Genomic DNA, 23,388 nt, shown 5'->3' on the forward strand with positions numbered 1-23,388 from the left:
CAAGGTAGACAACCTCAGCTTCCCTGCAAGTCGTACATGCGCACCCCATAACATGGGTTACGTGAAAAAAATTCACTCTTTTGCGCCTGTACATCCAGGGAAGGTCTTACAGTGTATACAGTCCGATTCAGCCCATTCAAGACAGTACCTACCACCCCCACACGCACCGGTAGTTTTCAGCCTATCCATTACAAAATCGATACCATATAAACTACAAGTAAAATGTCTGTATACTTTATAACCCATCGTTTTGCGGGCAACAGGAGACCCCATGCTGGTCCTGCATCAGGTACACAAAACCTTCAGCACCCCGCAGGGGACATTGCCAGTCCTCAACGGTATCAACCTGACGCTCCAACAGGGCGATAGCCTGGCCTTGATGGGCGAATCGGGCAGTGGCAAATCCACGCTGCTGCATTTGGCGGCAGGCCTGGATCTGCCCAGTGACGGCGAGATCTGCATTGACGGTCATGCGCTCTCCTCCCTGGATGAGCCTGCTCGCGCCAGACTGCGTCGCCAGTCGCTGGGGCTCGTGTTTCAGCAGTTCCATCTGGTGCCCAGCCTGAGCGTCATCGATAACCTGCGACTCCAGGCGCGCCTGGCGGGCCGCGAGGACGCAGAATGGACTGCCCACCTGATGGCGCGTCTGGGGCTTTCCGGTCGCGAGACCTACTATCCCGAGCAGCTGTCGGGTGGCCAACAGCAGCGTCTGGCGATTGGTCGCGCGCTGGCCGCTCGTCCCCGCCTGTTGCTAGCGGATGAGCCCACCGGCAACCTGGACGAGCAAAGCGCGGATACGGTCCTCGGGCTATTGCTCGATCTGGTGAAAGAGACGCACTGTGCGTTATTGATGGTGACGCACAGCGCTCGCGTCGCGGCACCGCTCGACCGCCTGGTACACCTCCACCTGGGGCGCCTGGAGGATAACGCTTCATGATCCTGCGCGTGCTGGCGACATTACTGGCCCACTACCGGCGCCATCCAGGGCAGCTAGCCATGCTATTGCTGGGTCTGTGGGTCGCAAGCGCCCTGTGGAGCAGCGTCCAGGCCGTTAACGCCACCGCCAAGGACAGCTATGCCCGTGCCAATGCACTGTTCAGTGCCAACCTTGACGAGCTGTCGCGGCGCGATGGCCAGCCACTCACCCGCGAGGACTACCTGAGACTGCGTCGAGAAGGCTTCCCCGTCTCTCCGATGCTGGAAGGCACCCTGGAAATCGATGGGGAACGCCTGACCATCGTCGGCATTGAGCCGCTCACCTTGCCAAGCAGCAACACGCTGGGCGCCAGCGGTGCCGCGTTAACGGCCTTTATCACGCCACCCTGGCAAACCCGGCTCGCTCCCGACACGCTCGACTTGCTGGGGCTTGCTCGACAGCAGTCGCCAGGCATGACACCTGCTGTCGATAGTGCTGGAGACAGAGCTGGAGATAGTGCTGAAGACAGAGCTGGAGATAGTATTGAAGATAGCGGCCAGCGCCTTCCGCCACTGGCGCTGCGCACCGACCTTCCGCCGAACACCCTGGTGATGGACATCGCCGCAGCCGCCCTCTTGCTAGATCGCGATAACACCTTGAGCCAACTGGTCACCGCCCCGGGTGCGCTATCCACAGCGCCCGAAGGCTATCGGCTCACCCGCGCCGCTACACTGGCATCCCCAGAGCAGCTCACCGAAAGCTTCCATCTCAACCTCACCGCCCTGGCACTGCTGTCATTAGTCGTCGGCCTGTTTATCGTCCAGGCCGCACTGGGACTTGCCATGGAACAGCGCCTCACCACACTAAGAACGCTGCGCGCTCTGGGCGTCCCCGCCGCCACGCTCGTCATGGCCATTCTGCTTGAATTGCTGGTATTCGGCGTCCTGGGCGCAGCGCTTGGGCTCGCCAGCGGCATTTGGCTGGCAGGCCAGCTACTCCCTGATGTCGCCACGACGCTGTCGTCACTTTATCAAGCCGACGTCAATCGCAGCCTGGTGCTGCCGTGGCACTACTGGGTGGGCAGCCTGGCGATTACCTTCGGCGGCCTGCTGCTGGCGGGCAGCGGTGTGCTTTGGCGGGCGGCTCGCCTCAATGTGTTGGCACTGGGCCAATCCCAGGCATGGCGACTAGCCTACCAGCGCCAGCTAAAACGCATGACACTGGGTGCCGCCGCGGTGGCCGTTCTCGCCTTGGGGTTAGTACTGTGGCTTAGTCTACTGCCGCCCGGCCAGGGTGTGCAGATAAGCTTTGGGTTTGTTGCCGCGCTACTGCTGAGCAGCGCGCTATGCCTGCCGCCGCTGATAAATGGGGTGCTCCATCTCCTGCAGCGATGGCTCCGCCGTCACCCGCTTGCCCACTGGGCGGTCGCCGATATTCAGCTACAGCTGCCGCGACTTTCCCTGGCCATGATGGCGTTGCTGATTGCGCTTGCCACCAACCTGGGCGTCAGCAGCATGGTCGGTGGCTTTCGCCTTACCTTCCTGGACTGGCTGGACCAACGGTTGGCCGCCCCGTTATATGTCAATGCCTCGCCATCGACCTTGGCACCCATGCTGGATTGGCTCGATGCGCGACCTGACGTTGCTGAAACACTGCCCACCGCTCGCGGCAGCGTCGACCTGCTGGCGATGGACGACGCACAAGAACGGGGTACCCGCAAGCGCATTGCGCTGTTCGGCATTACCCCTGCACCCACCATCACCGACCGCTGGCCGCTGCTTGATACAACCGAAGGAAGACCCACTGCATGGGCAGCGTTATCGGCGAATAGCGTGTTTATCAACGAGCAGATGGCCGTGGCACAACAACTCGTACCGGGTGACGCGGTCACGCTGGATACCCCGCAAGGGGCGAGGCCATTTGAGATTGCCGCGGTTTACCCTGACTACGGCAACCCACGCCAGCAGATCCTGGTACCCACCGAAGTGCTGATTCAGCGCTTCGGTGGCGAAGTTGCCTCGATAGGGCTGGTGGTCAACGACCGCGCCGACCGCCAGGCATTGCGACAGGCAATGACTGATCGCTTTGACGTATCCACGGAGGCGATGGTCGATCAACAGGAAATCAAACGGCTGGCGACGCAAATTTTCGAACGCACCTTTACCATCACCCGCGCATTGAACGGTCTCACCCTGGGCGTGGCGGCATTAGCGCTGCTCGCCACGTTGCTGGCCCAGGCGCGAGAACGACGGCGCCAGCTGGCTTCGCTATGGGCACTCGGCGTGCCGCGCAAAACGCTGACCTTCCTGCCGCTTTTTCAACTCGGCGGGCTGGCACTGTTTACCGGGGTGGTGGCGATTCCGCTGGGCATTGCCATCACCTGGACGCTCGTGGCAATCATCAACGTTGCGGCATTTGGCTGGCGGCTACCGCTCTACCTTTTCCCATGGGACATACTCATCACGCTGATCACCGCGTTGGGCGTGGCCTTGGCCGCCGCCGCCCTGCCATCAATTCAGCTGTGGCGTACCTCTCCCCAGGCGATGCTAAACCAGGGGGCCACATGAATTATTTTCGGTTATCGACTGCGCTCGTGGCGATGGCATGTGCCACCCTCATCGGCTGCCAGGAATCCCCTTCCGATGCGGCGCCCCAGGGGTTTGCGGGTCTGGGTGAAAACGCGGAGGAATTTGCTCAGGCGGATGCGTCCACGCCATTGAGCTTCCCCCAGGATCACGGGTCGCACCCCGACTACCGCATCGAATGGTGGTACCTGACCGCCAACCTTGAAGACGACAAGGGCGAGCCGCTCGGTCTTCAATGGACGCTGTTTCGCCAGGCGCTGACACCCCCTGACGAGCGCCCTGAGCCGTCGCCATGGGCAGCCGACCAGGTGTGGATGGCGCACCTGGGGATTTCCCGGGGAGAAACGCACGTTGCCGCCGAGCGCTTTGCGCGCAGCCACAGTGAACACACCAATGGGCAAGCGGGCGTCGAAGCGGCGCCGTTTCAGGCCTGGATTGATGACTGGTCACTCGAAAGCCCGTCAGACGCCAACTTTGAGGATTTTACCCTACAGGCCTACAGCGGTGAGGGTGCTGAGCGTTCTGGTTACACGCTTAACCTCAGCGCTCAAGGCCCATTGATCTGGCACGGAGAGAATGGGTTTAATGCGAAAACCGTCGAGGGCCAGGGGTCGCGCTACTACAGCCAGCCGTTCCTAAGCATCACCGGCCGTGTCACGCTCAACGGTGAAACCCGCGAGGTCAGCGGCCAAGGCTGGCTGGACCGCGAATGGAGCAGCCAACTGCTCACCCCGGAACAAACCGGCTGGGACTGGTTTTCGCTGCATCTGGACGATGGGCGTAAGCTGATGGCCTACCGGTTAAGAGGCGGCGGCTCGGAAGGGGGTGACTATCTATTCGCGCATTTGCTCTCAGCGGACGGACAAACCCAAATCATCGGGCCTGATAGCGTCTCGTTAACGCCACTGGAAATGCAGTCTGTCGCCAACCGAGATGTCCCCACACGCTGGTCGCTCACGCTGCCCGATGCTGGGTTACAACTTATCGTAGAGGCACGCCACCCCAATCGCTGGATGCCCACTTCGGTACCCTACTGGGAAGGCGATGTCGTGATTCGCCAGGCAGAAACGCAGGAAAATGTTGGTGTCGGCTATTTGGAGATGACCGGGTATTGATCACACCAACTGTGGGTTAGCAGGAGATATGGCACAACGGTCTAATGTGGGACTATAAAAAGCAAAGCGGGATAAACAGGGATGAGCGGCGAAATTTAGCGGCGTAGATTCAGAAGGTTACGAACAGGAAGCCAGTATATAGCGCCAGCAGATTAGACACCAGCAGTGCCAAAGGCGCGCAAATCGGAAAAACGCCGTTCCTACGTGGAGCGGCGTTTTTTTGCGCATGTTTTGGCACCGCCAAGAATGAGCCATTTAGCGGGCTGCCATGCATGCAAGCATCTGTTCCTATGGAGATTCGACCATTGGCTTCACTGAACGCGGAGGGCCGTTTCTTTTCAGGGGAATCGGAACGAAGACGAAAGTGGAACGAAAAATTAAAAAGCCAAATAAGTGGCTGAAAATAAGAACAAAAGAAGCGAACAACAGAGGAAGAACTTGAAAGAGAAAGGGATGCTAACATTGAAGCCAATGTTGTTCTTTTTCTCTATGGCCAACCACAGGCTAAAGCCCTTTAAAACCACGCATCGTTCGCACGGGCCTTGTCATCTTGCTGGATGGCAGCTGCCGCAATCGCCACTAGCTGTTCAAGATGTTCGTCGGATATATGCTCGGGCCACGTTTTCAGGTCAACGGTAAGCACCATCACCATCGAGATCACACGATCCAGGAGCTTCTCTATCGTCTTCGCATCCGATGAGTGCTTGTTGAGCGTGGGCACCAGGCGGGCGTAGAAGCTTGCGGGTAACGACTGCTGCCAATACTCCTTCTCCGCCTTCTCCTTCCGCGCCATGTGCGCCTCAAAGATGGATTCCCCTTTGCCTCGCCCCGCTTCGTTCACTGAAGGCTCTTCACCGCCGTTGGCTTTGGATCTTTCAAAGTAGGAGGTCCACCAACCTTCCTCTTTCCCCTCGATTGGCCTTGGCTCCTTACCTGTTGCAAGCCACTCAACGGAAACACCAGCCGCATCAGCAAGCTTAATGAGGTTCACCCTGGATGGCTCTGAGCTCCCGGAGCGCCACTTTCGTAGCACTGAGCCAGATACGCCCGCCTTTTCTGCCATTTTCGTAGCACCACCAGCCTTTTCTATCGCCACGACTACGCGCTTACTGAACTCGTCAATGTTCAGAGCTTCAACTTTTGCGTCGCTTTCATTTAAGGACTGCTGCGTCATAGTTCCATTAACCGTTTGATATAAAAGAAATAATTATTTTGTTTTACGAATAGAGCGCGCTTTTGAACTTTGACCAACACAAACGTGCTTGACTGCGCACGTTCGTGGCGATATGTTTATGGGGAACGACAGGTTAGACACCCCAAAAAAACGCCACCGAGGTGACGCCATGAACCAACAAATTCCTTCTAATCCTACCCAGCGCTGGGAGTGGCTGAAGTACCAGCTCCGCAGCCAGGGTTCGAGCTTGCGCAAGCTAAGCGATGAGCTGGGCGTCACCGGCAATGCAGTGCAAATGGTGAAGTACACACCCTACCCACGCATGGAACGCGCTATCGCCAAAAAGCTTGGGCTTAGCCCCCATGCTGTTTGGCCAGAGCGCTGGAACCACGACGGCACCCCATGCCGTGAGCGCCCCAATCGTGCTGAAAAGCTTACTGTCGCAAAGCCGCACAAACGTTTATGCGACAAGGATAGCGCTTCTAACGTGTCGACGCATCGTCAAATGGTGCGGGAGGCATAGCCATGAGGCGCGTCAAAGATACCCAAACATTAGACATCTTCGAAGTGCCTGCCCCCGTGGTGCCTTTGCCGGGCAGTGGCAACTACGCAAGCCAGGTTAGCGAGCTTGTCGGGGTCGTACTGAAGGATTGCCCCGTCGACCGCTACGAAGTGGCTGCACAGATGAGCCGCCTGTCTGGCGACGACGTCTCCAAGCACATGCTGGATGCCTGGAGCTCGCCAGGGCGCTGCGACCACAACATTCCTTTCTACCGCATTCCGCTGCTGGAAGAGGTCTGTCAGAGCCACGCCTTTACTGACTGGATCGTTCACCTACGGGGTGGCCGCGTGGCTTATGGCCGTGAAGCGCTGGCCGCCGAGTACGGCAAACGCCAGCAGATGCTCGAAAAGCTCAAAGGTGAAATGAAGGAACTCAAGCGGCTGATGGGGGATGACCAATGAACTGGTACTCCGCTAAAGAGCTGGCAGGGCTGCCTGGCATGCCTCAATCCGTCAGCGGTGTTATCCGTAAAGCCACATCGCAAGGTTGGGAAGCTCAAAAACGCATGGGTCGCGGTGGCGGTTACGAATACGCCTTCGCCGTGCTGCCTATCGAAACCCAGAACGCGTTGCTTTTGGCACAGGCGGAGAACGCCGAGCCCGCACCCGCCAGCACCGTGGGTTCAACACCTGAAGACCCGCGCCCAGGGCAGCAGCAGCTGACCGACGCACAGCGCCAGGTAATGAGCGCCCGCGTGGCCTTCGTGCGCGAGATCGAGCGCATGAGCCGGATGGTCAGCCAGCAGCGCGCCATCGAAACGTTAGTCGCCCACGCAAAAGAGGACGATCTAACGCCATACCTAAAGCAGCGCGTGGTGCTGGCCAACGACCGAAAAACCGCTACCCGCAACCTCAGCGAGCGCACGTTAAAACGCTGGATCGCTGACTTTAAAAAGCACGGCGAGCGTGGCCTGGCACCCAAGCGCCGCCAGGCAGATATGAGCATGCCGCCCTGGGCGGGTGATTTTCTCAAGCGTTACCAGAAACCGCAGAAACCAAGCGTAGAAGCGGCCTACCAAATGCTGGTCGAGCAGACTCCGCCGCCGCATCCGTCTATCCACCAGGTGCGCCGGTGGCTTGCCAAGCTCAGCCCGGAAGCGCGCGAACGTGGCCGTATGGGCGCGCATGAGCTGAAAGCGTTGCAGCCCTTTAAGCGGCGTAAAACAGATGGCCTATGGCCCAACGACGTATGGGTGGCCGATGGCCATACATTCGACGCCGAGGTGATCAACCCGCTAACCGGCCAAGCCTTCCGGCCCGAAATCACGTTGATTATCGACTGGGCAACGCGCCGGATCGTTGGCTTCGCCCTCAACCTTGCCGAGTCGACTGTGGCCACGCTGGATGCGTTGCGCGATGCCGTTAGCCGCGCGGGCATGTTCAATCTGTTCTACGTCGATAACGGCTCAGGCTTTGACAACGCCACAGTTTATGAAGTCGTCGACCGCCTGGGCGGCACCATCACCCACTCGCTGCCGTACAACTCCCAAGGGCGCGGCGTCATTGAGCGGCCGCACAAAACCATCTTGGTGCGGTTGGCTAAAACCATGGACAGCTATATCGGCGCGGACATGGATAAAGAAGCCGCCACTAAAGCGCACAAGCTGAGCCGCCGCGACATCAAACAAGGCCTCAAGCCCGCGCTGATTCCCACGTTCCAGGAGTTTTTCGACCGGCTCAACGACGCCCTGGACGTCTATAACCACCGCCCGCACTCGGGCCTTACCAAAATTCGCGACCTGGACAGCGGCAGGCTACGCCACCAAAGCCCGATGGAAGCCTGGAAGAACGCCGAGGCCGAAGGCTTTGAAGCGCTGACCGCGCCTAGTGATGTGGTCGCCTCGCTCATGCGCCCGCAAGAGGTACGCAAAACCAATCGCGGCGAAGTGCGCATCAACGGCGGCACCTACTTTATGGACGCCCTGCGCGACTTCCACGGCGAAGAGATCCGCGTTGCCTGGGACTACCGCGACACAGGCAGTGTCGGCGTCTACACCCTGGAAGGCGAACACCTGGGCGATGCCCAGCTAGACGGCAACGCCACCCCCGCAATGCCTGCAAGCATGATCCAGCGCGCCGCCGAGAAGCGTGAAAAAGGTCAGCTCAACCGCCTGGCACAGAAAGCCAAAACCATCACCGGCGGCGACGTCGAGATCCGCGCGATTACCCCCGCCGCCAGCTACTCGGATGAAAAGCAGGCAGCCGAAGGCCGCGCCTACGCCAAGCAACTGGCAGATGAAGGCACTCGCTTTCAGATACCCAACAACAAAATGGAGCGGTACCGGCTTTGGAAGAAGCTGGATGGACAGTTGCAGAAAGGTGAGGAAGTGCCCGAAGCCGCCCGTGAATGGCATGAGCGTTATCAGCACCACAGAGATTTGAAAGCCATCGCCAAAGTGATGGATGCAGAAGTGGATGCGGGTGGGCGGCAACCCACCCGCAACCGCCGGGCCGTCTGAACCACGGCCCATGACACCCCAACCTTGAATAAGGAAGCACTATGAGCGTCAACACCATTGTACCACTCACCAACGTCGGCTTACTCGCGGCAGCAGTCGAAAGCGCCGCGAACCGGCCGCCCGAGCTCCCAGGTCTGGTCGTGATGTACGGCCCCAGCGGCTACGGCAAAAGCCTGGCAGCGGCCTACGCGGCCAACATGCATCGCGCATACTACGTCGAGTGCCGCGAAAGCTGGACGAAAAAGGCATTCGTCGTGGCCGTGCTGCGCGAGATGGGCATCATCCCTATGAAGACGCTAAGCGAGATGGTCGACCAGATCGCCGAGCAGCTCAGCCGAAGTGGTCGCCCGCTGATCATTGATGACGTCCAGTACGTGATCGACAAAGCCGCCGCTAACGTCCTCACAGACATCTATAACGCCAGCCAAGGCACCTTGATCCTGATCGGCGAAGAGCGTGTACCCGCCTCAATGGCGCGGCTGGAGCGTCTGCACAACCGCGTACTGGAATGGGTGCCCGCCCAAGCCGCCAGCTTGGAAGACGTGCGCGCCCTGGCCGACAAAAGTTACCCGGATATTGAGATCGAAGACGACCTGCTGGAAACCGTCAACGACCGCGTTAAAGGCTGCCTGCGCCGCGTCGCCGTCAACCTCTACCAGATCAACTCGGAAGCCACCGCCAACGGTTGGACCATGGTTGGCATGCGGGAATGGGGCGAGCGTGAGATCCACACCGGCCAGCCACCGGCGCGGAGGGGCTAAGGCATGGCAAAACGTAAACCCCAACTCAACGCCCAGGGGCCACGCATCGACCGCCAGGCCATTTGGGAAACCCTACGCGACATGCACGCCAAAGGGTTGGCCATTACCACGGTCGACGTATCGCTACTGATGCCGGATGCCGTCAGCCAGGGCCGCGTACGTGACTACCTGAACGGCCTCGAAAAAGGCGGCTACCTCGCCCGTCTCGATGTGCCCCGCAAAAGCGGCGAGCCGGTGCAGTTCAAGCTTGAAAAAGACGTCGGCGTTGAAGCCCCACGCGTGCGCAAAGACGGCTCCACACCTACCGGTGGCCTTGGCCGTGAACAGATGTGGCGCACGCTCAAGATCGTCGGCGACTGCACCGCCCGCGAGCTGGCAGACGCCGCCACAACGCCCAATACCGAGATCGCCGAGGCCACGGCCAACGAATATTTGCGCTTTCTTGCAGCCGCCGAGTACGTCGCCATCGTCCGCCCTGGCTCCCCCGGCGTGCTGACCCGCTACCGGCTGGTCAGTTCACGCTGGACAGGCCCGCGCGCGCCGATGATCCAGCGCACCAAGCAACTCTATGACCCCAACACCGGTGAAGTGGTGTACGTCCGCGTCACCAAAACCGAAGGGGGTGAGCCATGAAAGACATCATCCGCCGTACCCGCACCGTCGACATCTCCAACTGGGGTGACGACGTGCCGCGCTGGATCGTGCTGCTCGCCGACGAAGTGCGCGCCACCAACCGCAAGATCGCTGCGGAACGCATCGGCGTCTCGCGTAGCGCGGTGTCGTTGGCACTGGCCAACCGCTACCCCAGCCCTTCCACCGCCAGCATCGAAAAGAAGGTACTGGAAGCGCTCGACGGCCTCGACTGCCCAGCGCTTGCGATCAAGATCAGCGCCGAGCAATGCCGTGACTACCGCGCACGCCCCGCGCCGACCCACAACCCTATGGCCATGCGCATGTGGCAACACTGCCAGCGCTGCCCCCACAACCCCGACAACCAGGACGGAGGCGACCAATGACCCTTAAAGCGACGTGCCCCGAGTGCGGCATGACGGCCGACATGGCCGCCTTCGTCACCCAGGGCGAGCACAACATGGCGCTCGCCGCTGCGCTGGATATGCCCGCGCTGCTGAGTAGCCGCATCGTCCGCTACCTCGGCTTTTTCCGGCCTGCCAGCCGAGCGCTGGCCAGCGCCAAGAGCGCCCGGCTGCTGACCGAGCTGAAAGACACGATCACCAGCGGCGTGATCGAGCGCAAAGGCATCACCCGAGAGGCACCTCTCAAGGTGTGGGTGATGGCCCTCGACCAGATGCTGGAAAGCCCGCCTAGCGGCTTGCCGCTAAGCGGCCACGGCTACCTCTATGAAGTGGTTGCCCGCTGCGCAGACCGCCACGCCGGTGAGCAGGAAAGGCAGCAGGAAGAAGCCAAGCGCAGCGGTGCCAAACCGCCTGCAAATCGCGCCCTCGCTGCCGCGTTTCAAGAGCGCTCGACCGATGACGTGCTGGCCGAACACCGGCGCATGGCTGAGCGCGGAGCCAACGTACCCAAAAAGACCAACGGCCAACGCCGCACCGCCAAAGAAGACGAACAGGCGCGGGGCCCCAAACAGCTGAGCCAGTTGCTCAACGCCGCAACCCAACGCCAGGGAGACGACCAATGACCACGTACAGCGATGAGACCTTGGAGCAATACGCCGACCGCTTCGTGCAGCTGCGGCTGGCCCGCCACGGCGTCAACCTGGCGCAGTACCTGGCCAACCCAGTGCAGTTTGAACGCCTGGCGTTGGAACCGGAACCGCTACTCCCCGCCCAGCAAGCCGCAGTGCTTCGCATCTGGCAGCGCTGGGATACCGGCCTAGCCGAGCAGCAAGCCGTTGAAAAGGAAAGCACGGTACCGGACTGGGACTGGCGCGACCTGCTGGAGCGTTGGAGCACCGAAACCGAACAGGCCGAGCGAGCCGTGGCGCGCATGCAGCAGCGCAACGGTGCCTATGTCGAGCCGCTGCACCACAACCGCCACAACGCCCGTAACCGCAGTGCCAACTTTGCCAAGCGAGGTGCCTGATGAGCCACATGGTCCTCTCCCATTTACAGGCCAACGACGGTGCCACGCTCGATGAGCTATGCACCGCCACCGGCCTGAACGCCGACGCGGTACGCCACATCCTCAGCGGCCTGGTGAATAGCCGCTTTGTGATCGGCGTCGCGCGCTACAACCGCACGCCGAAGTTTTACGCCGTCACCAGCCAAGGGCATTGCGAGTGTTGCGGCCTCTACGAGCATCGCCGCGTTGCCGCCATGTGCCAGCGCTGCATCGACAAAAGCAGCGGCCTGGAGTCGCTGACCGAATCGCCCATAGCCGCGCTACCGGCAGGCCTAAACACACCCGAAAGGACCCAAGCATGAACACCCAAGCGAATGAAACACAGCAAGTACCCGACGGCTTCCGCATGGATGCCAAAGGCCGCCTGGTGCCCGAAGAGCAAATCAAAGAAATCGACCAACTCCGCGATGAGCTGGTGCTCTCGATTATTGACCGCGCTTGTGAGCTGCGCGACCAGCTTCGCGACTTCAAAAGCGACGTTTTCAGCGAGATCGAAGCCTTTGTGCAGACCTCCGCCCAGGAGTACGACGTCCAGATCGGTGGCAAGAAAGGCAACATCCAGCTGGTCAGCTTCTGTGGCAAATACAAGGTGCTGCGCGCCATCTCCGAAAACATCACCTTCGATGAGCGCCTCCAGGCTGCCAAAGGGCTGATTGAAGAGTGCCTGCGGGACTGGACAACAGACGCCCGCCCCGAGGTTGCCACCATCGTTCAGGACGCCTTCCGCGTCGACCAGGCAGGCAACATCCGCACCGGCCAGGTGCTCGGCCTGCGCCGCCTCAACATTCAGGACAAACGCTGGCTGCGCGCCATGGATGCCATTAGCGATGCCATCCAGGTGACTGGCTCCAAGAGCTACATCCGTATCTATGAGCGAGTCGGCAGTACCGACCAGTACAAACCCATCAGCCTAGATATCGCGGGGGTGTAAGCCATGCCTAGCAAATGCGAGTTCTTTTACAAGCTCCAGGAGCGCGGCATTACCGCCGCGCAAGCTAAGAAATGGCTCAAGGCCAATCCGCCGCGTAAGGGTTGGAAGCACAGCGCCTGGCGCTGGGCCTTTGAGCAGATGGGAGACGCATCATGACCGCTATCACCAACGCCTCATCCATCCGCGTCAGCCCCGCCATGGGTGGGTTTGTCGCCATCCTGCGCGGCCACCGTGCCACGGGCACCACTCACCGCGACGCAGCGCTCGCTGTCGCAAGGCGGGTGTACGGCCCGCGCGTCAACGTCCGCACCGATTATCTACGGGACTCAGACCCCATGGCGGGCATCCAGTACCGCTACCACATCACCCACATGATAGGTGCCGCATGAGACAGAAAAGACAAGAAGTAACGCTTGAACTAACCACCGAAGTTAACGGGGCTCAATGGCATTTGTTCGGTTTTAGCTACTCGACTCCAGACGGCCAGTTCAGTGGATACCTGCACGCGACCTCACCAGAACATGCCAGCTACATGCTTGAGGAGCTTAAAGCGACAGCCGTGCTAGATGGGCAAATCATCGAAACCGGCACCTGTGGAGAACCCTAGAAAAGCCAGCGCGAAACGCCCCAGCGTGGGGCGTCTGCCGGGCGTGGTGGCCCAGCACTGATGAGCAGCCAAGGGGAAAGAAATGGACAGTAAAGCGTTAGACAAAATCAAAAAGTGCCTACGGCTTGCCAAGTCGAGCAATGCCAATGAAGCCGCTGCCGCGCTGCGCCAGGCGCAAAAGCTGATGGCCATGCACGGTGTTACCACTGACGACGTGGCCATCAGCGATGTAGGCAGCCACACCGCTAAAACAGGCGCGGGTAAAACGCCACCCAAATACGTCACCATGCTGGCACACATGGTAGCCGGAGCCTTTGGCGCTGAGACGGTCTACCAGCAGGTTTACGACGGTGAGCGGTGGGCGCTGAACGTTGAATTCTACGGCCTAAATGGCGCTGCCGAAGTAGCGGGCTACGCCTTTGAAGTGCTGGCCCGACAGCTAAAGCGCCACCGTACCGCCTACCTAGCCACCCTCAACAAGCGCCTGAAAAGAACTACCAAGGTGCGTCGTGGCGACCTCTACGCTCAGGCCTGGATTAACGCCGTCGCTAAACAGGTAACGCGCCAACAACGCACCGAGGCCGAGACTTCCATCGTGAAAGCCTACAAGGCTAAACGCTGGGAAGATCTGGACACCATGAAGCCTCGCGATAACACCAAGGGCATGCGCAGCCATGACCATGGAGCCATTTACCAGGGCTACCAGGACGGCAAGAAAGTCAGCTTCCACCAGGGCGTGAACGGCAACCGCTACGCACAGATCGGTGAGGTGTCGTCATGAACAAATGGCAACAACTAGAAGAGAAGCTGTCGGGCGTTTTTGGCAACGCTACCGTGCTTGCTGGCGGCCATGAGGTGACGTTTAGCAAGTGCCTCGACCAAGAAAAGCTGGTCATCCAGGTCTTTGTAGATGGCTGGATGAAAGGCGGCTGGACATGTGTTGACGATAACGGAGAGCCGAAACACCCAGAAGGCCGCTTTTTCCGCCCGATGAAGCGTCGCCCTTGGAAGCTGAAACAGTACAAGGATCTGAAGAAGGTTTTCGGAAAGAAGGAAGCCGACCGCATGACCCAGCTACGGGTGGTTGGCTTTCTGCCCTACTGGGGTAGCCCGCGCACGCTAATCAGCCATCTAAAAAAGAACTTCCCAGACCTTGAGATCAAGCCTGATGAGGTGTCGTCATGATCAGCAAAGGCAAGCTAGCCCAGATCCACATCGCCAAGGCACAGTTGGGGTTAAGCGATGAAGACTATCGCGCGATCCTCGCACGAACCGCAGGTGTGAGCAGTGCCAAAGAACTCACAAATCGCACCGTTGGCGGTGTGATGCATGAGTTTCGCCGTCTCGGGTTTGAGCCGAAGCCCGCCAAGAAAGCGGGCCGGAAGGCACCGCGCCCGCCGCGTTCACGCCAAGCTGAAATGAACAAGGTCGAAGCCCTGCTGGCTGACGCTGGCCGCGCCTGGGCCTACGCCGATGATATGGCCAAGAACATGTTCAAAGTGGACCGCGTGGACTTTCTCGACGATAACCAACTGCACAAGCTGCTCCAGGCGTTGATCATAGACGCCAAGCGGCAAGGACGGTATCCCGATGACCTCGCATAAGGCAGACAACCTCGACCTGGGCTTCGGCATCCCCAACGATGCGCTGGACTACCTCGACCCCGAGATCCTCAAGAAGTGGCCACAGGGACTCTCAGACATGCTTACCGTGGTCGAGAGTGCTCACATTCGCGCCGGTGATGAGCCCACAATAGCCCGCCGCCGCGCCTTTGCCGCCGTGCGCGCTATCAGCTCGTTTGCGGGTGGGCGCAGTCTCTACGTTCCACAGGGCCGCCAGCTCGACCGCGCCCTTCGGGATCGCGAGATCTGGGAGCGTCACCGTGGCGACAACATCCCCCAACTGGTCGAAGACTACGAACTGACCGAGGCGCAGATTTACAGCATCCTCGCTGAGCAGCGTAAGCTGGCCCGCGCCCGCTTGCAGTCAGACCTGTTCGCTGATCACGAAAGCGGATAAGATCTAGCCAAGCACCTGCTAACAAACCCGCTACGGCGGGTTGTTTGCTTTCTGGCCCATGAAAACTCTTAAAGCGCTTGATTCCCGACGCCTAGCCTAACCCCTCTAGCCTGAACCTCACTGCAATGTGCTTTCGCCACCCATGCAATGAGGCTTCAACGTGAACCAAAAGAACCTGTTCGATAAGCTGCGCATCGGCCCTTGGCTGATCCTCGCCTTAATCACCACGGTTGCCGTCGGGTTCTTATACCCGCATCAGCTCGGTGTACTTCTCTGGTCGCTCACCAAGCTCTGCTGGGGTGCGTACCTGGGCTACTGGATCGACCGCTCGATATTCCCGTATGCCCGAACCGGCGACCATGCGCTTATCAATAACGCTGAGCTTTCTGCCCTCGCGTTGATGATGCTTCGCCGCGCTCTCATCATCGCCGCCGCCATCCTCGCCCTTGGGCTTGGGGTGTGACATGGGGGCTGATACCGCTGCCGAACTGCTGGCAGAAGGCAAGCGCCTAGTGGCTGAGATCGACGCCCTACCCAGTGCTGCTCCGATGCTGCCCCTGTACATGCGCCTGCAAGACACCGTCGAGCGTGCTGAATCCGCGCTAAGCGAGGAACACCCATGAACTACGTATTCGCCATGGTGCTGTGCCTCGCGTTCAGCGTGATGCACGCTCTGACCGCTAGCGACAGCCTTTACTGGCTCCTGGTCTCGGACGTAAACGTTGCGATTTGGCTGTGGGTTGCCTGGCATCTTGGCCGGAGGAAACGCTCATGATGCATGACGTCAAAAGCTTCCTACGCGCCAACTCCACATGGCTGGCCATGTCAGGCGTGTTGCTCGTGATGCTGATGATCGAAGCGTGCCAACCCGCCGCTGCCCAGGTTCCCGCTGCCGCCAGCCAGTACAAGCGTGAGCTGACGCGCGTGGTGCAGCAGGAATGGGGCATGAATGGCCGGGTGGCCGTCCACGCTGCGCAGGTCCACCAGGAGAGCGCCTGGCGCGCCAACGTCGATAGCCCCGTGGGTGCGCAGGGGCTGAGCCAGTTCATGCCCTCCACGTCCCAGTGGATCGCCGAGATCTACCCAGACCTGGGCAGCGCTGCACCTTACTCCCCAGGCTGGGCAATGCGCGCACAGGCCCGCTACAACCGCTGGCATTGGCAGCGGATCAAAAGCACCGCTGACCAATGCCAGCGCTGGGCCATGACGCTTAGCGCTTACAACGGCGGGCTGGGCTGGGTGAACCGCGATAGACGTCTAGCAACCGCCGCCGGTGATGACGCCGGTAAGTGGTTCGGGAGCGTCGAGCGCTACACCAACCGGGCAGGCTGGGCAAAGCGCGAGAACCGCCATTACGTTAGCCACATCCTGCTAACCCTCACGCCCCGCTATACGCGGGCAGGCTGGCAAGGGGGTGCGCCATGTCCTTCCTGAAGCTAGTACCCGGCAAGGTCTGGATGGCGGTGCTCGCCCTGGGGCTGACGATTGTCGGTTGGTTCATCAATGAACACCGTATCGACACACTCCAGGCCGAACGCGATAGCGCCCTCGACGGCCTCCAGCGCGCTAATGAGCTGGTGACCGAATGGCGCGGCGTCTCCGAGCAGCTCGGCACCAACCTCAACAATGCCAGGCGTGAGCGCGCCGAGGCTGAGGAAGCGGTCAAGGCATTGCAGGCGGAGCTGATCGAGCAGGCGGCGGATTACCAGCCCATACGCCAGCGCATTGAAGACGCCCCCGATACCGACGACGGCCCAGTAGCCCCGGTGTTACGAGACACCCTGGAGCGCCTGCCATGACCATCAGAGCCGTTGTGATCATCGCCGCTGGGGCAACATTGGGCGCCTGCGGAAGCACGCCGCCTGAGCTGCCACAGCCGCCCGCTATCAACGTCTACCAGTGCGTCACCCCGGCGGGCATGACGGCCCCCGAGCCGCAACCGAAGCGACCGCGCGGCGAGTACACACAAGACGACGTGGCGCTCTACATCACCGAGCTACACCGGTGGGGAACGCGCGGCTGGCTCAAGCTCGCCCGCGTGCGTGAACACGCTGACCAATGTGCAAACAGCGCCGAAGACGATGAAGAAAATAACTAAGGGGACGTCATGGAGGTAATCAACTGGGCGGCCGCCAAGCTGTTCTTTGACATTCTGCAGGCACTCATTCTGGCAGGTGTGTCGATTTACGTCTGGTGGACAAACCGCACACGTGCCACTGGTACCGCGATCACAACCGCTAACGTGCGAATTGATGACGTCGAGAAACGAATGGTGAACCTGGAGCATCAAGTGGAGCGCCTACCTGACCATGAAGATATCGAAAAGCTGCAAGAGCAGATGACAAAAACCAATTTGTTATTAGCTGAGATCAGTGCAGGCCAAAAAGCCATGGCGAACCAGGTTAACCGAATGGATGACTACTTGATGAACCACCGGGGGACCAAATGAATTACCAAGACTTTGAAACCGAGGGCCGTCGCTTGACGATCCTGCGCATTCTGGCCCGCCGCAACCAGTTCACGACTAACGAATATTCGCTCAACGATGAGCTGAAAGGCGCGTATGCCCACATCGTCAGCCGCGACAAGCTGCATGGCGATCTCGCCTGGCTAGAAGAACAAGACCTGGTGATTGTGCAGCAACCCCGCGCCGGTTGGCTGATCACCCTAACCGGTCGCGGTGCCGACTGCGCTGAAGGCTTGGCTAACGTACCCGGCGTCGCCAAACCGCGCCCAGGAGTTTAATCATGCCGCCTCGCAATAAGGTGTTTGACCTGCCGCCAGAGGTGCGTGAGGCGCTAAACGAGAAACTCGTGAGCAGCGGCTTCCAGGGCTACGAAGCGTTAGCCGGGTGGCTCAGTGAGCGCGGTTATAACGTTTCCAAAAGCTCCGTACATCGCTATGGCCAGGATCTCCAGGAGGAGTTTGAAGAGGCAATGGGCGACGTGCGTAAAACCACCGAGCTAGCCCGTGCCATGGCCAGCGAAGGCGAAGACGAAAGCGGCCACCTCATCGACGCTACCGCACGCATCGTGCAAGACCAGCTGCTGCGGATCTCAATCGCCATGCGTAAAGCCGAGCACGAACCCGACGTGGCGGCCAAGCACCTAAGCAGCGTGACCAAGGCGCTGGCTGATATTGGCCGTGTTTCTTTGAGCCAAAAGAAATGGGCGAAAGAGCTTCGGGTGGAAGTCGCCAAAGAGGCAGCGGAGAAGGCCGAGAACAGCATGGCAACGCAGGGCATGAGCCGCGAAGCCATCGACGCGATCAAGCGCGATATTCTGGGGATAGCCTGATGACAGCCGAGCTCCCTGAATCCGTTCTGCTGCCGTATCAGCAAGCCTGGATCGAAGACGAATCCGACCTAAAGCTCGGTGAGAAGAGTCGCCGTACCGGCTTGACCTGGGCGGAAGCGGCGGACGCCGTGCTAACGGCCAGTAGGTCCAAGGTCGCCGGTGGCACCAATCACTTCTATGTGGGCTCCAACAAGGACATGGCCATCGAGTTTATCGATGCCTGTGCCATGTGGGCCAAGGCGTTCAACCGCGCCGCCTCGCACATCCAGGAAGAACTTTACGAAGATGAGGATAAAAACATCCTCACCTTTACTATCCACTTTTCCAGCGGCTTCAAGATCCAGGCGCTCAGCTCACGCCCCAGCAACATGCGGGGCCGCCAGGGCAACGTCACCATTGACGAAGCCGCCCACCACGATCAGTTGGCAGAGGTACTCAAGGCTGCGCTCGCCCTCACCATGTGGGGCTCAAAAGTGCGTCTGATCAGCACGCACAACGGCGTCGAGAACCTGTTCAATGAGCTGATTCAAGATAGCCGTGCCGGTAAGAAGCGCTATAGCATTCACCGCATCACCCTGGATGACGCTTGCGAGCAAGGGCTGTACCAGCGTATCTGCCAAGTGCGTGGCAAGCCCTGGAGCCTGGAAGCCGAAGAGCAGTGGAAAGCCAACCTGCTGGCCGATACGGCCACACGGGAAGACGCGCTGGAAGAGTACTACTGCGTACCCAAAGCGGGCGGCGGTGCTTACCTTTCCCGCGCCATGATCGAAGCGCGCATGGTTGAAGCCCCCGTGGTTCGCTTTGAAGGCAGTGCCGAGTTCAACGCGGTACCGGAGCACTACCGCGCCCTAGAGATCAACGCCTGGTGCATTGAACACCTGCTACCACTACTGGAAAAACTCGACCCTAAGTTGGCTCATTGCTTTGGGGAAGACTTTGGCCGCAGCGGGGATTTAACTGTGATTGCCCCGATGGCCCTCACTCAGCAGCTGGTGCGCCAGGTGCCGTTCCTGGTCGAACTACGCAACGTCCCGTACAAGCAGCAAGAGCAAGTGTTGTTCTTTATTGCTGATCGCCTGCCACGGCTGCAAGGCGGTGCGTTGGATGGGCGTGGCAACGGTAACTACTTGGCCGAGCAAGCAGCGGAACGCTACGGCAGTATCGTCGACGTCGTGATGCTTTCCCAGAGCTGGTACCTCAACAACATGCCACCTTTCAAAGCGGCGTTTGAAGATGAGCTGATCAGCCTTCCTCGCGACAGCAATGTGGTCGATGACCTGCGCGCCCTTCAAGTTATCAAGGGCGTGCCCAAGCTGCCCGATGCCAAAACCGGCGATAGTAAAGACCGTCACGGCGACGCCGCTATTGCCTTGGTATTGGCGTACTACGCAAGCCTGATGGACGTGACCCCCATCGACTTCACCCCCGCGCCCCTGCCTGGTGTTTCTCGCCAGGATGACGACAGCGACGACATTGAACACACCGGATTCGGCATAGGAGGTGGCGCATGGTAAGCCCCAAAGCACTCATCAAAAAACTGTTTGGGAATGAAAGCAGTCAGGCGCTGGAAGAGGAACAGACCCAGGATGCCCGCGTTGGCCAGCTCAAGCGCGAATTTGCCGAGCACCCCACGAAGGGGCTAAACCCGCACAAGCTCTACCAGATCCTGGAGAGTTCAGAGCAAGGCGACCTGAAAGCGCAGTCAGAACTCTTCGACGACATGGAGGAGAAAGACCCGCAGATTGGGGCCGACCTCGGTAAGCGCCGCCAGTTAAGTGCAGAGCGTGAATGGCAGATAGTCCCGCCCGACGGCGCGGATGCACGCGAGAAGAAAGCCGCCGAGCAAGCGGCGGAAGTGTTCAGCGGTATTGAGGTGGAAGACCTTATCCTGGACCTGGGCACCGGCATCGGCCACGGCTGGGCCAACTTGGAGCTTGCCTGGGGTCGCGATGGCGCGATGCGCTACATCGAGCAGCCGACGCTGCGCCCGCATTCATGGTTTCGCCTGCACCCGGATGACCAGAACTGCATTACCCTGCGCGACATGAGCGCCACCGGTGCCGAGCTATGGCCACTGGGCTGGATTCAGCACCGCCACCGCGCCAAGGCGGGCTATGTGGCACGCATGGGCCTGCACCGCATGCTGGCCTGGCCGTACCTGTTTCAAAACTACGCCCTGGGCGACCTGGCGCAACTGCTCGAAATCTACGGCATGCCCGCCCGCATCGGTAAGTACCCGAAGAACGCCACCGATAAAGAGAAAGCCACACTGCTGCGGGCCGTCGTTAGCTTGGGCCAGAACGCGGCGGGCATCATCCCAGACGGTATGTCGCTGGAATTCCTGGAAGCCGCTAGCGGCCGCGCCGATGTGTACAAAGCCATGATGGACTGGTGCGAGCGCGCCAAGGCCAAGGCTATCCTGGGCGGCACGCTCACCAGCGGTACCGGCGAAGGTACCAACACCAACGCCCTGGGCAATGTGCATGAACGCGGGCAAATGAGCCTGATCCGTTCCGACGTGCGCCAGTACGCGGGTAGCATTGGCAAGCAGATCCTATGGCCCATGGCGGCGCTCAACTTCGGGATCGAGAAGCCCAGCCGCGCCCCGCGCTTCTACCTCGACACCGGCGAGACCGAAGACCTGGAACGCCTCTCCAAGAGCCTGCCTACCTTCGTGGACATGGGCGCGCAGATTCCCAGATGGTGGTTCCACGAGAAAAGCGGCATACCCAAGGCTCAGGAAGGCGAAGAGGTGCTAATGCCAAAGGCATCGCCAAGCCCCCTCAGTGCGCTACGTTTGGCACAGCCTACCGCCAGCAACAGCCGCCTCGCAGCCCTTCGCCTGGGCGATAGCAATGAGCCAGACGCCGCTGATCTCCAACTGGAGCGCCTACAGCGTGAAGGCGACGCGGCGCTCGAACCCTGGGTGGAGCGTATCCGCGCGTTGGTCGATGAAGTCGAAAGCCTGGAAGAACTGCGCGACCGCCTGGTCGAGCTGGCCCCCGACCTGCCGGTTGAAGACTTCGCCGAGGTGATGACCGAAGCCCTGGCCGCTGCCCACGTGGCTGGTCGCTACGACATTATCGAGGGGGTCTAATGCCTGCCGCCGAGTTTGGCTCTCTGCCGTTTGCCGAACAGATCGAGGCCATGCGCGAAAAGGTGGCCATCCCCACCAACACCTGGTCGGATGTCTACGGCGCAGAGAATGACCAGGCGTTTATGGTCGCCGGTGCCAGCCGCCAGGCCATCGTTGAGGACTTTCAGCGCTCCATCCAAACGATGATTGAGGAGGGCAAGACGCTGGCCGACTTCCGTAAGGACTTCGACCAGATCGTCGAACGCCACGGTTGGTCGTACAAGGGCAGCCGCAGTTGGCGCACCCGCGTCATCTACGACACCAACCTGCGCCAGAGCTACGCAGCCGGGCGTGAACGCCAGATGGAAGACCCGGAGCTGCGCCGCTTGCGTCCCTTTGGGCTGTACCGCCATGGCGGTAGCGAGAACCCGCGCTCCGCCCACCTGGCCAACGATGGCCGCGTGGTGCCGCTGGATGATCCCTGGTGGGATGTTTGGACGCCTCAAAATGGCTACGGCTGCAGCTGCAAAAAGTACATGATCAGCCGCCGCCAGGCGGAGCGAGAAGGCTACACGGTCTCGGAGCAAGGCCCCGAGATCGAGTACATCGAGCGCACCATCGGCGAGAACGGCCCTAAACCTCGCACGGTGCGCGTCCCCAAAGGCATCGACCCCGGCTTTGACCACCGACCTGGCAGCGGCCGCGCAAGAGGCATCACGCCCAGGCCCAACAGCCAATCCACTACGCGTTCCGGCACTGTTACGCCCGCACGTCAGGCACAGGACGACATGCCCGATTACCGTGAGGCCACCGCCGAACTCCTGGAAGCAGGTCAGCCGCCCGAGCGTTACGTGGATGACTTCCTGGAAACCTTTGGCACCCGGCGCGGTGGTGACACGCGGCGCTTTACCGATGCCGTGGGCGAGTCGCTGCCCATCAGCGAGGATCTATTCCGCGACGGTCGCGGCGGGTGGTCGCTGCCCACTGCTGGCGAAAACCTCGGCGCGTTGGCCCGCACCCTGCGCGAGCCGGATGAAATCTGGACAGCCCTGGAAACCATCGAAGGCGAGCGGCCGCGCCTGCGTCGTCGTTACCTGGCGCGCTTCGCCCTGGATGGCGGCGAGGAAGGCTTGTTCATGGTCGATTGGGGCCGCGATGGCTGGGCTGGCCAGCGCCTGGACGATGCCGCCGCGCTGGAAGCCTGGCGTCAAGGCGTGCGCCTGTATCGTCGTGAGGAGGAAAGCTGATGGCAGGCATTACGCTCGAACACCGTATTGATGACAAGCAGGTTATGCGCGCCCTGGGCGAGCTTAACCAGCGAGGTCGAGACGCCCAGCCTGCGTTTGCTGCGATTGGCGAAGATCTGGACCGGTCTACCCGCGACCGCTTTGATGAGCAAGTCTCGCCCAGCGGTGACCCATGGGAGCCGCTCTCCGACGCGTACCGTAAGCGCAAGCCCCAGCGGCAGGATGAGATCCTGGTGCTCAACGGCTACCTGCGCGACACCAACCGCTACGACGCCGGGCCGGACTATCTCGAATACGGCACCGACCGCATCTACGGTGCCAGCATGCATTTCGGTGATGAGGAACGCGGCATACCAGAGCGCAACTGGCTCGGCTTCTCAAACGACGATGAAGAGAACGCAATAGAGACCCTGCTGGACTACCTGGGCGAGCCATTGGGCGAATAATCAACGCGGCCCTGTGAGCGCCGCTAAGCCCTTACCCGCTACGCTGCCCGACTTTTCCCCGCAAGGCGCGTTAGACCCGCGTTAGATTTTGATTT

General features: G+C 60.4%; 34 protein-coding genes and 1 other RNA gene. 34 read left to right on the top strand and 1 reads right to left on the bottom strand.

All coding sequences use genetic code 11. The features are described from left to right. Nucleotides 1-271: 271 nt before the first annotated feature. From B7L15_RS11175 to B7L15_RS11185, 3 genes are read left to right on the top strand one after another with little or no spacing between them, the layout of a single operon-like run. Entirely contained in the window at nt 272-937 is a 666-nt protein-coding gene (locus tag B7L15_RS11175; RefSeq protein WP_085919055.1) for an ABC transporter ATP-binding protein, read from the top strand. After that, a complete protein-coding gene (locus B7L15_RS11180; protein WP_176243670.1) occupies nt 934-3,483 on the top strand; it encodes an ABC transporter permease in 2,550 nt (849 codons plus the stop codon). Before B7L15_RS11175 ends, B7L15_RS11180 begins: the two co-directional genes overlap by 4 nt. Continuing rightward, nucleotides 3,480-4,616, top strand: coding sequence for a lipocalin-like domain-containing protein (locus tag B7L15_RS11185; protein WP_085919056.1), 1,137 nt, complete (start codon nt 3,480-3,482; stop codon nt 4,614-4,616). The genes B7L15_RS11180 and B7L15_RS11185 overlap by 4 nt, the downstream gene beginning before the upstream one ends. Nucleotides 4,617-5,130: 514 nt before the next feature. On the opposite strand, the gene B7L15_RS11190 is transcribed toward B7L15_RS11185, so the two are convergent. Further along, a complete protein-coding gene (locus B7L15_RS11190; RefSeq protein ID WP_085919057.1) occupies nt 5,131-5,790 on the bottom strand; it encodes a helix-turn-helix domain-containing protein in 660 nt (219 codons plus the stop codon). A gap of 169 nt (nt 5,791-5,959) precedes the next feature. Between B7L15_RS11190 and B7L15_RS11195 the strand changes: the two genes are divergently transcribed. The 31 genes from B7L15_RS11195 (at nt 5,960) to B7L15_RS11330 (ending at nt 23,293) form a co-directional block, all read left to right on the top strand. Beyond that, the gene (locus B7L15_RS11195; RefSeq protein WP_176243671.1) at nt 5,960-6,313 is read left to right on the top strand and encodes a helix-turn-helix domain-containing protein; all 354 of its coding nucleotides are present in this window, start codon (nt 5,960-5,962) and stop codon (nt 6,311-6,313) included. Nucleotides 6,314-6,315: 2 nt separating this feature from the next. After that, nucleotides 6,316-6,753, top strand: coding sequence for a hypothetical protein (locus B7L15_RS11200; protein WP_085919059.1), 438 nt, complete (start codon nt 6,316-6,318; stop codon nt 6,751-6,753). After that, nucleotides 6,750-8,810, top strand: a complete 2,061-nt coding sequence (locus B7L15_RS11205) for a DNA-binding protein (protein ID WP_085919060.1) — start codon at nt 6,750-6,752, stop codon at nt 8,808-8,810. Before B7L15_RS11200 ends, B7L15_RS11205 begins: the two co-directional genes overlap by 4 nt. Nucleotides 8,811-8,851: 41 nt before the next feature. Then, nucleotides 8,852-9,571 (top strand): AAA family ATPase, encoded by a 720-nt coding sequence (locus tag B7L15_RS11210; protein ID WP_085919061.1) that lies wholly within the window; start codon nt 8,852-8,854, stop codon nt 9,569-9,571. A 3-nt stretch (nt 9,572-9,574) separates the two neighbouring features. Next, the gene (locus tag B7L15_RS11215; protein WP_085919062.1) at nt 9,575-10,204 is read left to right on the top strand and encodes a hypothetical protein; all 630 of its coding nucleotides are present in this window, start codon (nt 9,575-9,577) and stop codon (nt 10,202-10,204) included. Then, nucleotides 10,201-10,587, top strand: coding sequence for a hypothetical protein (locus B7L15_RS11220; RefSeq protein WP_085919063.1), 387 nt, complete (start codon nt 10,201-10,203; stop codon nt 10,585-10,587). The genes B7L15_RS11215 and B7L15_RS11220 overlap by 4 nt, the downstream gene beginning before the upstream one ends. Beyond that, nucleotides 10,584-11,228 (top strand): hypothetical protein, encoded by a 645-nt coding sequence (locus B7L15_RS11225; RefSeq protein ID WP_085919064.1) that lies wholly within the window; start codon nt 10,584-10,586, stop codon nt 11,226-11,228. The genes B7L15_RS11220 and B7L15_RS11225 overlap by 4 nt, the downstream gene beginning before the upstream one ends. Then, nucleotides 11,225-11,632, top strand: a complete 408-nt coding sequence (locus B7L15_RS11230; protein ID WP_085919065.1) for a hypothetical protein — start codon at nt 11,225-11,227, stop codon at nt 11,630-11,632. Before B7L15_RS11225 ends, B7L15_RS11230 begins: the two co-directional genes overlap by 4 nt. Further along, entirely contained in the window at nt 11,632-11,973 is a 342-nt protein-coding gene (locus B7L15_RS11235) for a hypothetical protein (RefSeq protein ID WP_085919066.1), read from the top strand. Before B7L15_RS11230 ends, B7L15_RS11235 begins: the two co-directional genes overlap by 1 nt. Next, complete coding sequence (locus tag B7L15_RS11240) at nt 11,970-12,602, top strand: DUF3164 family protein (protein ID WP_085919067.1); 633 nt, start codon at nt 11,970-11,972, stop codon at nt 12,600-12,602. The genes B7L15_RS11235 and B7L15_RS11240 overlap by 4 nt, the downstream gene beginning before the upstream one ends. 3 nt (nt 12,603-12,605) lie before the next feature. After that, a complete protein-coding gene (locus tag B7L15_RS19560; protein WP_176243672.1) occupies nt 12,606-12,758 on the top strand; it encodes a hypothetical protein in 153 nt (50 codons plus the stop codon). Further along, nucleotides 12,755-12,991 carry a hypothetical protein gene (locus tag B7L15_RS11245; RefSeq protein ID WP_085919068.1) on the top strand — a complete coding sequence of 79 codons (237 nt, stop codon included), beginning with the start codon at nt 12,755-12,757 and terminating at the stop codon, nt 12,989-12,991. Before B7L15_RS19560 ends, B7L15_RS11245 begins: the two co-directional genes overlap by 4 nt. Continuing rightward, nucleotides 12,988-13,209, top strand: coding sequence for a hypothetical protein (locus B7L15_RS11250; protein ID WP_085919069.1), 222 nt, complete (start codon nt 12,988-12,990; stop codon nt 13,207-13,209). Before B7L15_RS11245 ends, B7L15_RS11250 begins: the two co-directional genes overlap by 4 nt. A gap of 8 nt (nt 13,210-13,217) precedes the next feature. Beyond that, an RNA gene (locus B7L15_RS11255) (hammerhead ribozyme type II) lies at nt 13,218-13,283 on the top strand. 8 nt (nt 13,284-13,291) lie between these two features. Continuing rightward, a complete protein-coding gene (locus B7L15_RS11260) occupies nt 13,292-13,990 on the top strand; it encodes a DUF2786 domain-containing protein (protein WP_085919070.1) in 699 nt (232 codons plus the stop codon). Continuing rightward, the gene (locus B7L15_RS11265; RefSeq protein WP_085919071.1) at nt 13,987-14,394 is read left to right on the top strand and encodes a hypothetical protein; all 408 of its coding nucleotides are present in this window, start codon (nt 13,987-13,989) and stop codon (nt 14,392-14,394) included. Before B7L15_RS11260 ends, B7L15_RS11265 begins: the two co-directional genes overlap by 4 nt. Beyond that, nucleotides 14,391-14,813, top strand: coding sequence for a gp16 family protein (locus tag B7L15_RS11270; RefSeq protein ID WP_085919072.1), 423 nt, complete (start codon nt 14,391-14,393; stop codon nt 14,811-14,813). The genes B7L15_RS11265 and B7L15_RS11270 overlap by 4 nt, the downstream gene beginning before the upstream one ends. Further along, nucleotides 14,800-15,228, top strand: coding sequence for a Mor transcription activator family protein (locus B7L15_RS11275; protein WP_085919073.1), 429 nt, complete (start codon nt 14,800-14,802; stop codon nt 15,226-15,228). Before B7L15_RS11270 ends, B7L15_RS11275 begins: the two co-directional genes overlap by 14 nt. A 160-nt stretch (nt 15,229-15,388) precedes the next feature. Continuing rightward, the gene (locus B7L15_RS11280; protein WP_085919074.1) at nt 15,389-15,691 is read left to right on the top strand and encodes a putative holin; all 303 of its coding nucleotides are present in this window, start codon (nt 15,389-15,391) and stop codon (nt 15,689-15,691) included. A 1-nt stretch (nt 15,692) separates the two neighbouring features. Then, nucleotides 15,693-15,851: a hypothetical protein gene (locus tag B7L15_RS19565; protein WP_176243673.1), complete on the top strand. Its 159-nt coding sequence runs from the start codon at nt 15,693-15,695 to the stop codon at nt 15,849-15,851. Continuing rightward, nucleotides 15,848-16,003 carry a hypothetical protein gene (locus B7L15_RS19570; RefSeq protein ID WP_176243674.1) on the top strand — a complete coding sequence of 52 codons (156 nt, stop codon included), beginning with the start codon at nt 15,848-15,850 and terminating at the stop codon, nt 16,001-16,003. The genes B7L15_RS19565 and B7L15_RS19570 overlap by 4 nt, the downstream gene beginning before the upstream one ends. Continuing rightward, nucleotides 16,000-16,662: a transglycosylase SLT domain-containing protein gene (locus B7L15_RS11285; protein WP_085919075.1), complete on the top strand. Its 663-nt coding sequence runs from the start codon at nt 16,000-16,002 to the stop codon at nt 16,660-16,662. Before B7L15_RS19570 ends, B7L15_RS11285 begins: the two co-directional genes overlap by 4 nt. After that, nucleotides 16,650-17,027, top strand: a complete 378-nt coding sequence (locus B7L15_RS11290) for a hypothetical protein (RefSeq protein WP_085919076.1) — start codon at nt 16,650-16,652, stop codon at nt 17,025-17,027. The genes B7L15_RS11285 and B7L15_RS11290 overlap by 13 nt, the downstream gene beginning before the upstream one ends. Then, complete coding sequence (locus B7L15_RS11295; protein ID WP_085919077.1) at nt 17,024-17,326, top strand: hypothetical protein; 303 nt, start codon at nt 17,024-17,026, stop codon at nt 17,324-17,326. The genes B7L15_RS11290 and B7L15_RS11295 overlap by 4 nt, the downstream gene beginning before the upstream one ends. A gap of 9 nt (nt 17,327-17,335) precedes the next feature. Next, nucleotides 17,336-17,677, top strand: coding sequence for a DUF2730 family protein (locus tag B7L15_RS11300; protein ID WP_085919078.1), 342 nt, complete (start codon nt 17,336-17,338; stop codon nt 17,675-17,677). After that, nucleotides 17,674-17,973: a VpaChn25_0724 family phage protein gene (locus B7L15_RS11305; protein ID WP_085919079.1), complete on the top strand. Its 300-nt coding sequence runs from the start codon at nt 17,674-17,676 to the stop codon at nt 17,971-17,973. The genes B7L15_RS11300 and B7L15_RS11305 overlap by 4 nt, the downstream gene beginning before the upstream one ends. A 2-nt stretch (nt 17,974-17,975) precedes the next feature. Next, complete coding sequence (locus B7L15_RS11310) at nt 17,976-18,524, top strand: DUF3486 family protein (protein ID WP_085919080.1); 549 nt, start codon at nt 17,976-17,978, stop codon at nt 18,522-18,524. Next, on the top strand, nt 18,524-20,038 hold the full coding sequence (locus tag B7L15_RS11315) for a terminase large subunit domain-containing protein (RefSeq protein ID WP_085919081.1): 1,515 nt from the start codon (nt 18,524-18,526) through the stop codon (nt 20,036-20,038). Before B7L15_RS11310 ends, B7L15_RS11315 begins: the two co-directional genes overlap by 1 nt. After that, a complete protein-coding gene (locus B7L15_RS11320) occupies nt 20,032-21,621 on the top strand; it encodes a DUF935 domain-containing protein (protein WP_085919082.1) in 1,590 nt (529 codons plus the stop codon). The genes B7L15_RS11315 and B7L15_RS11320 overlap by 7 nt, the downstream gene beginning before the upstream one ends. Further along, nucleotides 21,621-22,847, top strand: a complete 1,227-nt coding sequence (locus B7L15_RS11325; protein WP_085919083.1) for a PBECR2 nuclease fold domain-containing protein — start codon at nt 21,621-21,623, stop codon at nt 22,845-22,847. Before B7L15_RS11320 ends, B7L15_RS11325 begins: the two co-directional genes overlap by 1 nt. Continuing rightward, entirely contained in the window at nt 22,847-23,293 is a 447-nt protein-coding gene (locus tag B7L15_RS11330) for a phage virion morphogenesis protein (RefSeq protein ID WP_085919084.1), read from the top strand. Before B7L15_RS11325 ends, B7L15_RS11330 begins: the two co-directional genes overlap by 1 nt. The last annotated feature ends 95 nt before the right edge of the window (nt 23,294-23,388 follow it).

This window comes from Halomonas sp. CSM-2 (genome assembly GCF_002119345.1).
Classification (GTDB): Bacteria; Pseudomonadota; Gammaproteobacteria; order Pseudomonadales; family Halomonadaceae; genus Vreelandella; species Vreelandella janggokensis.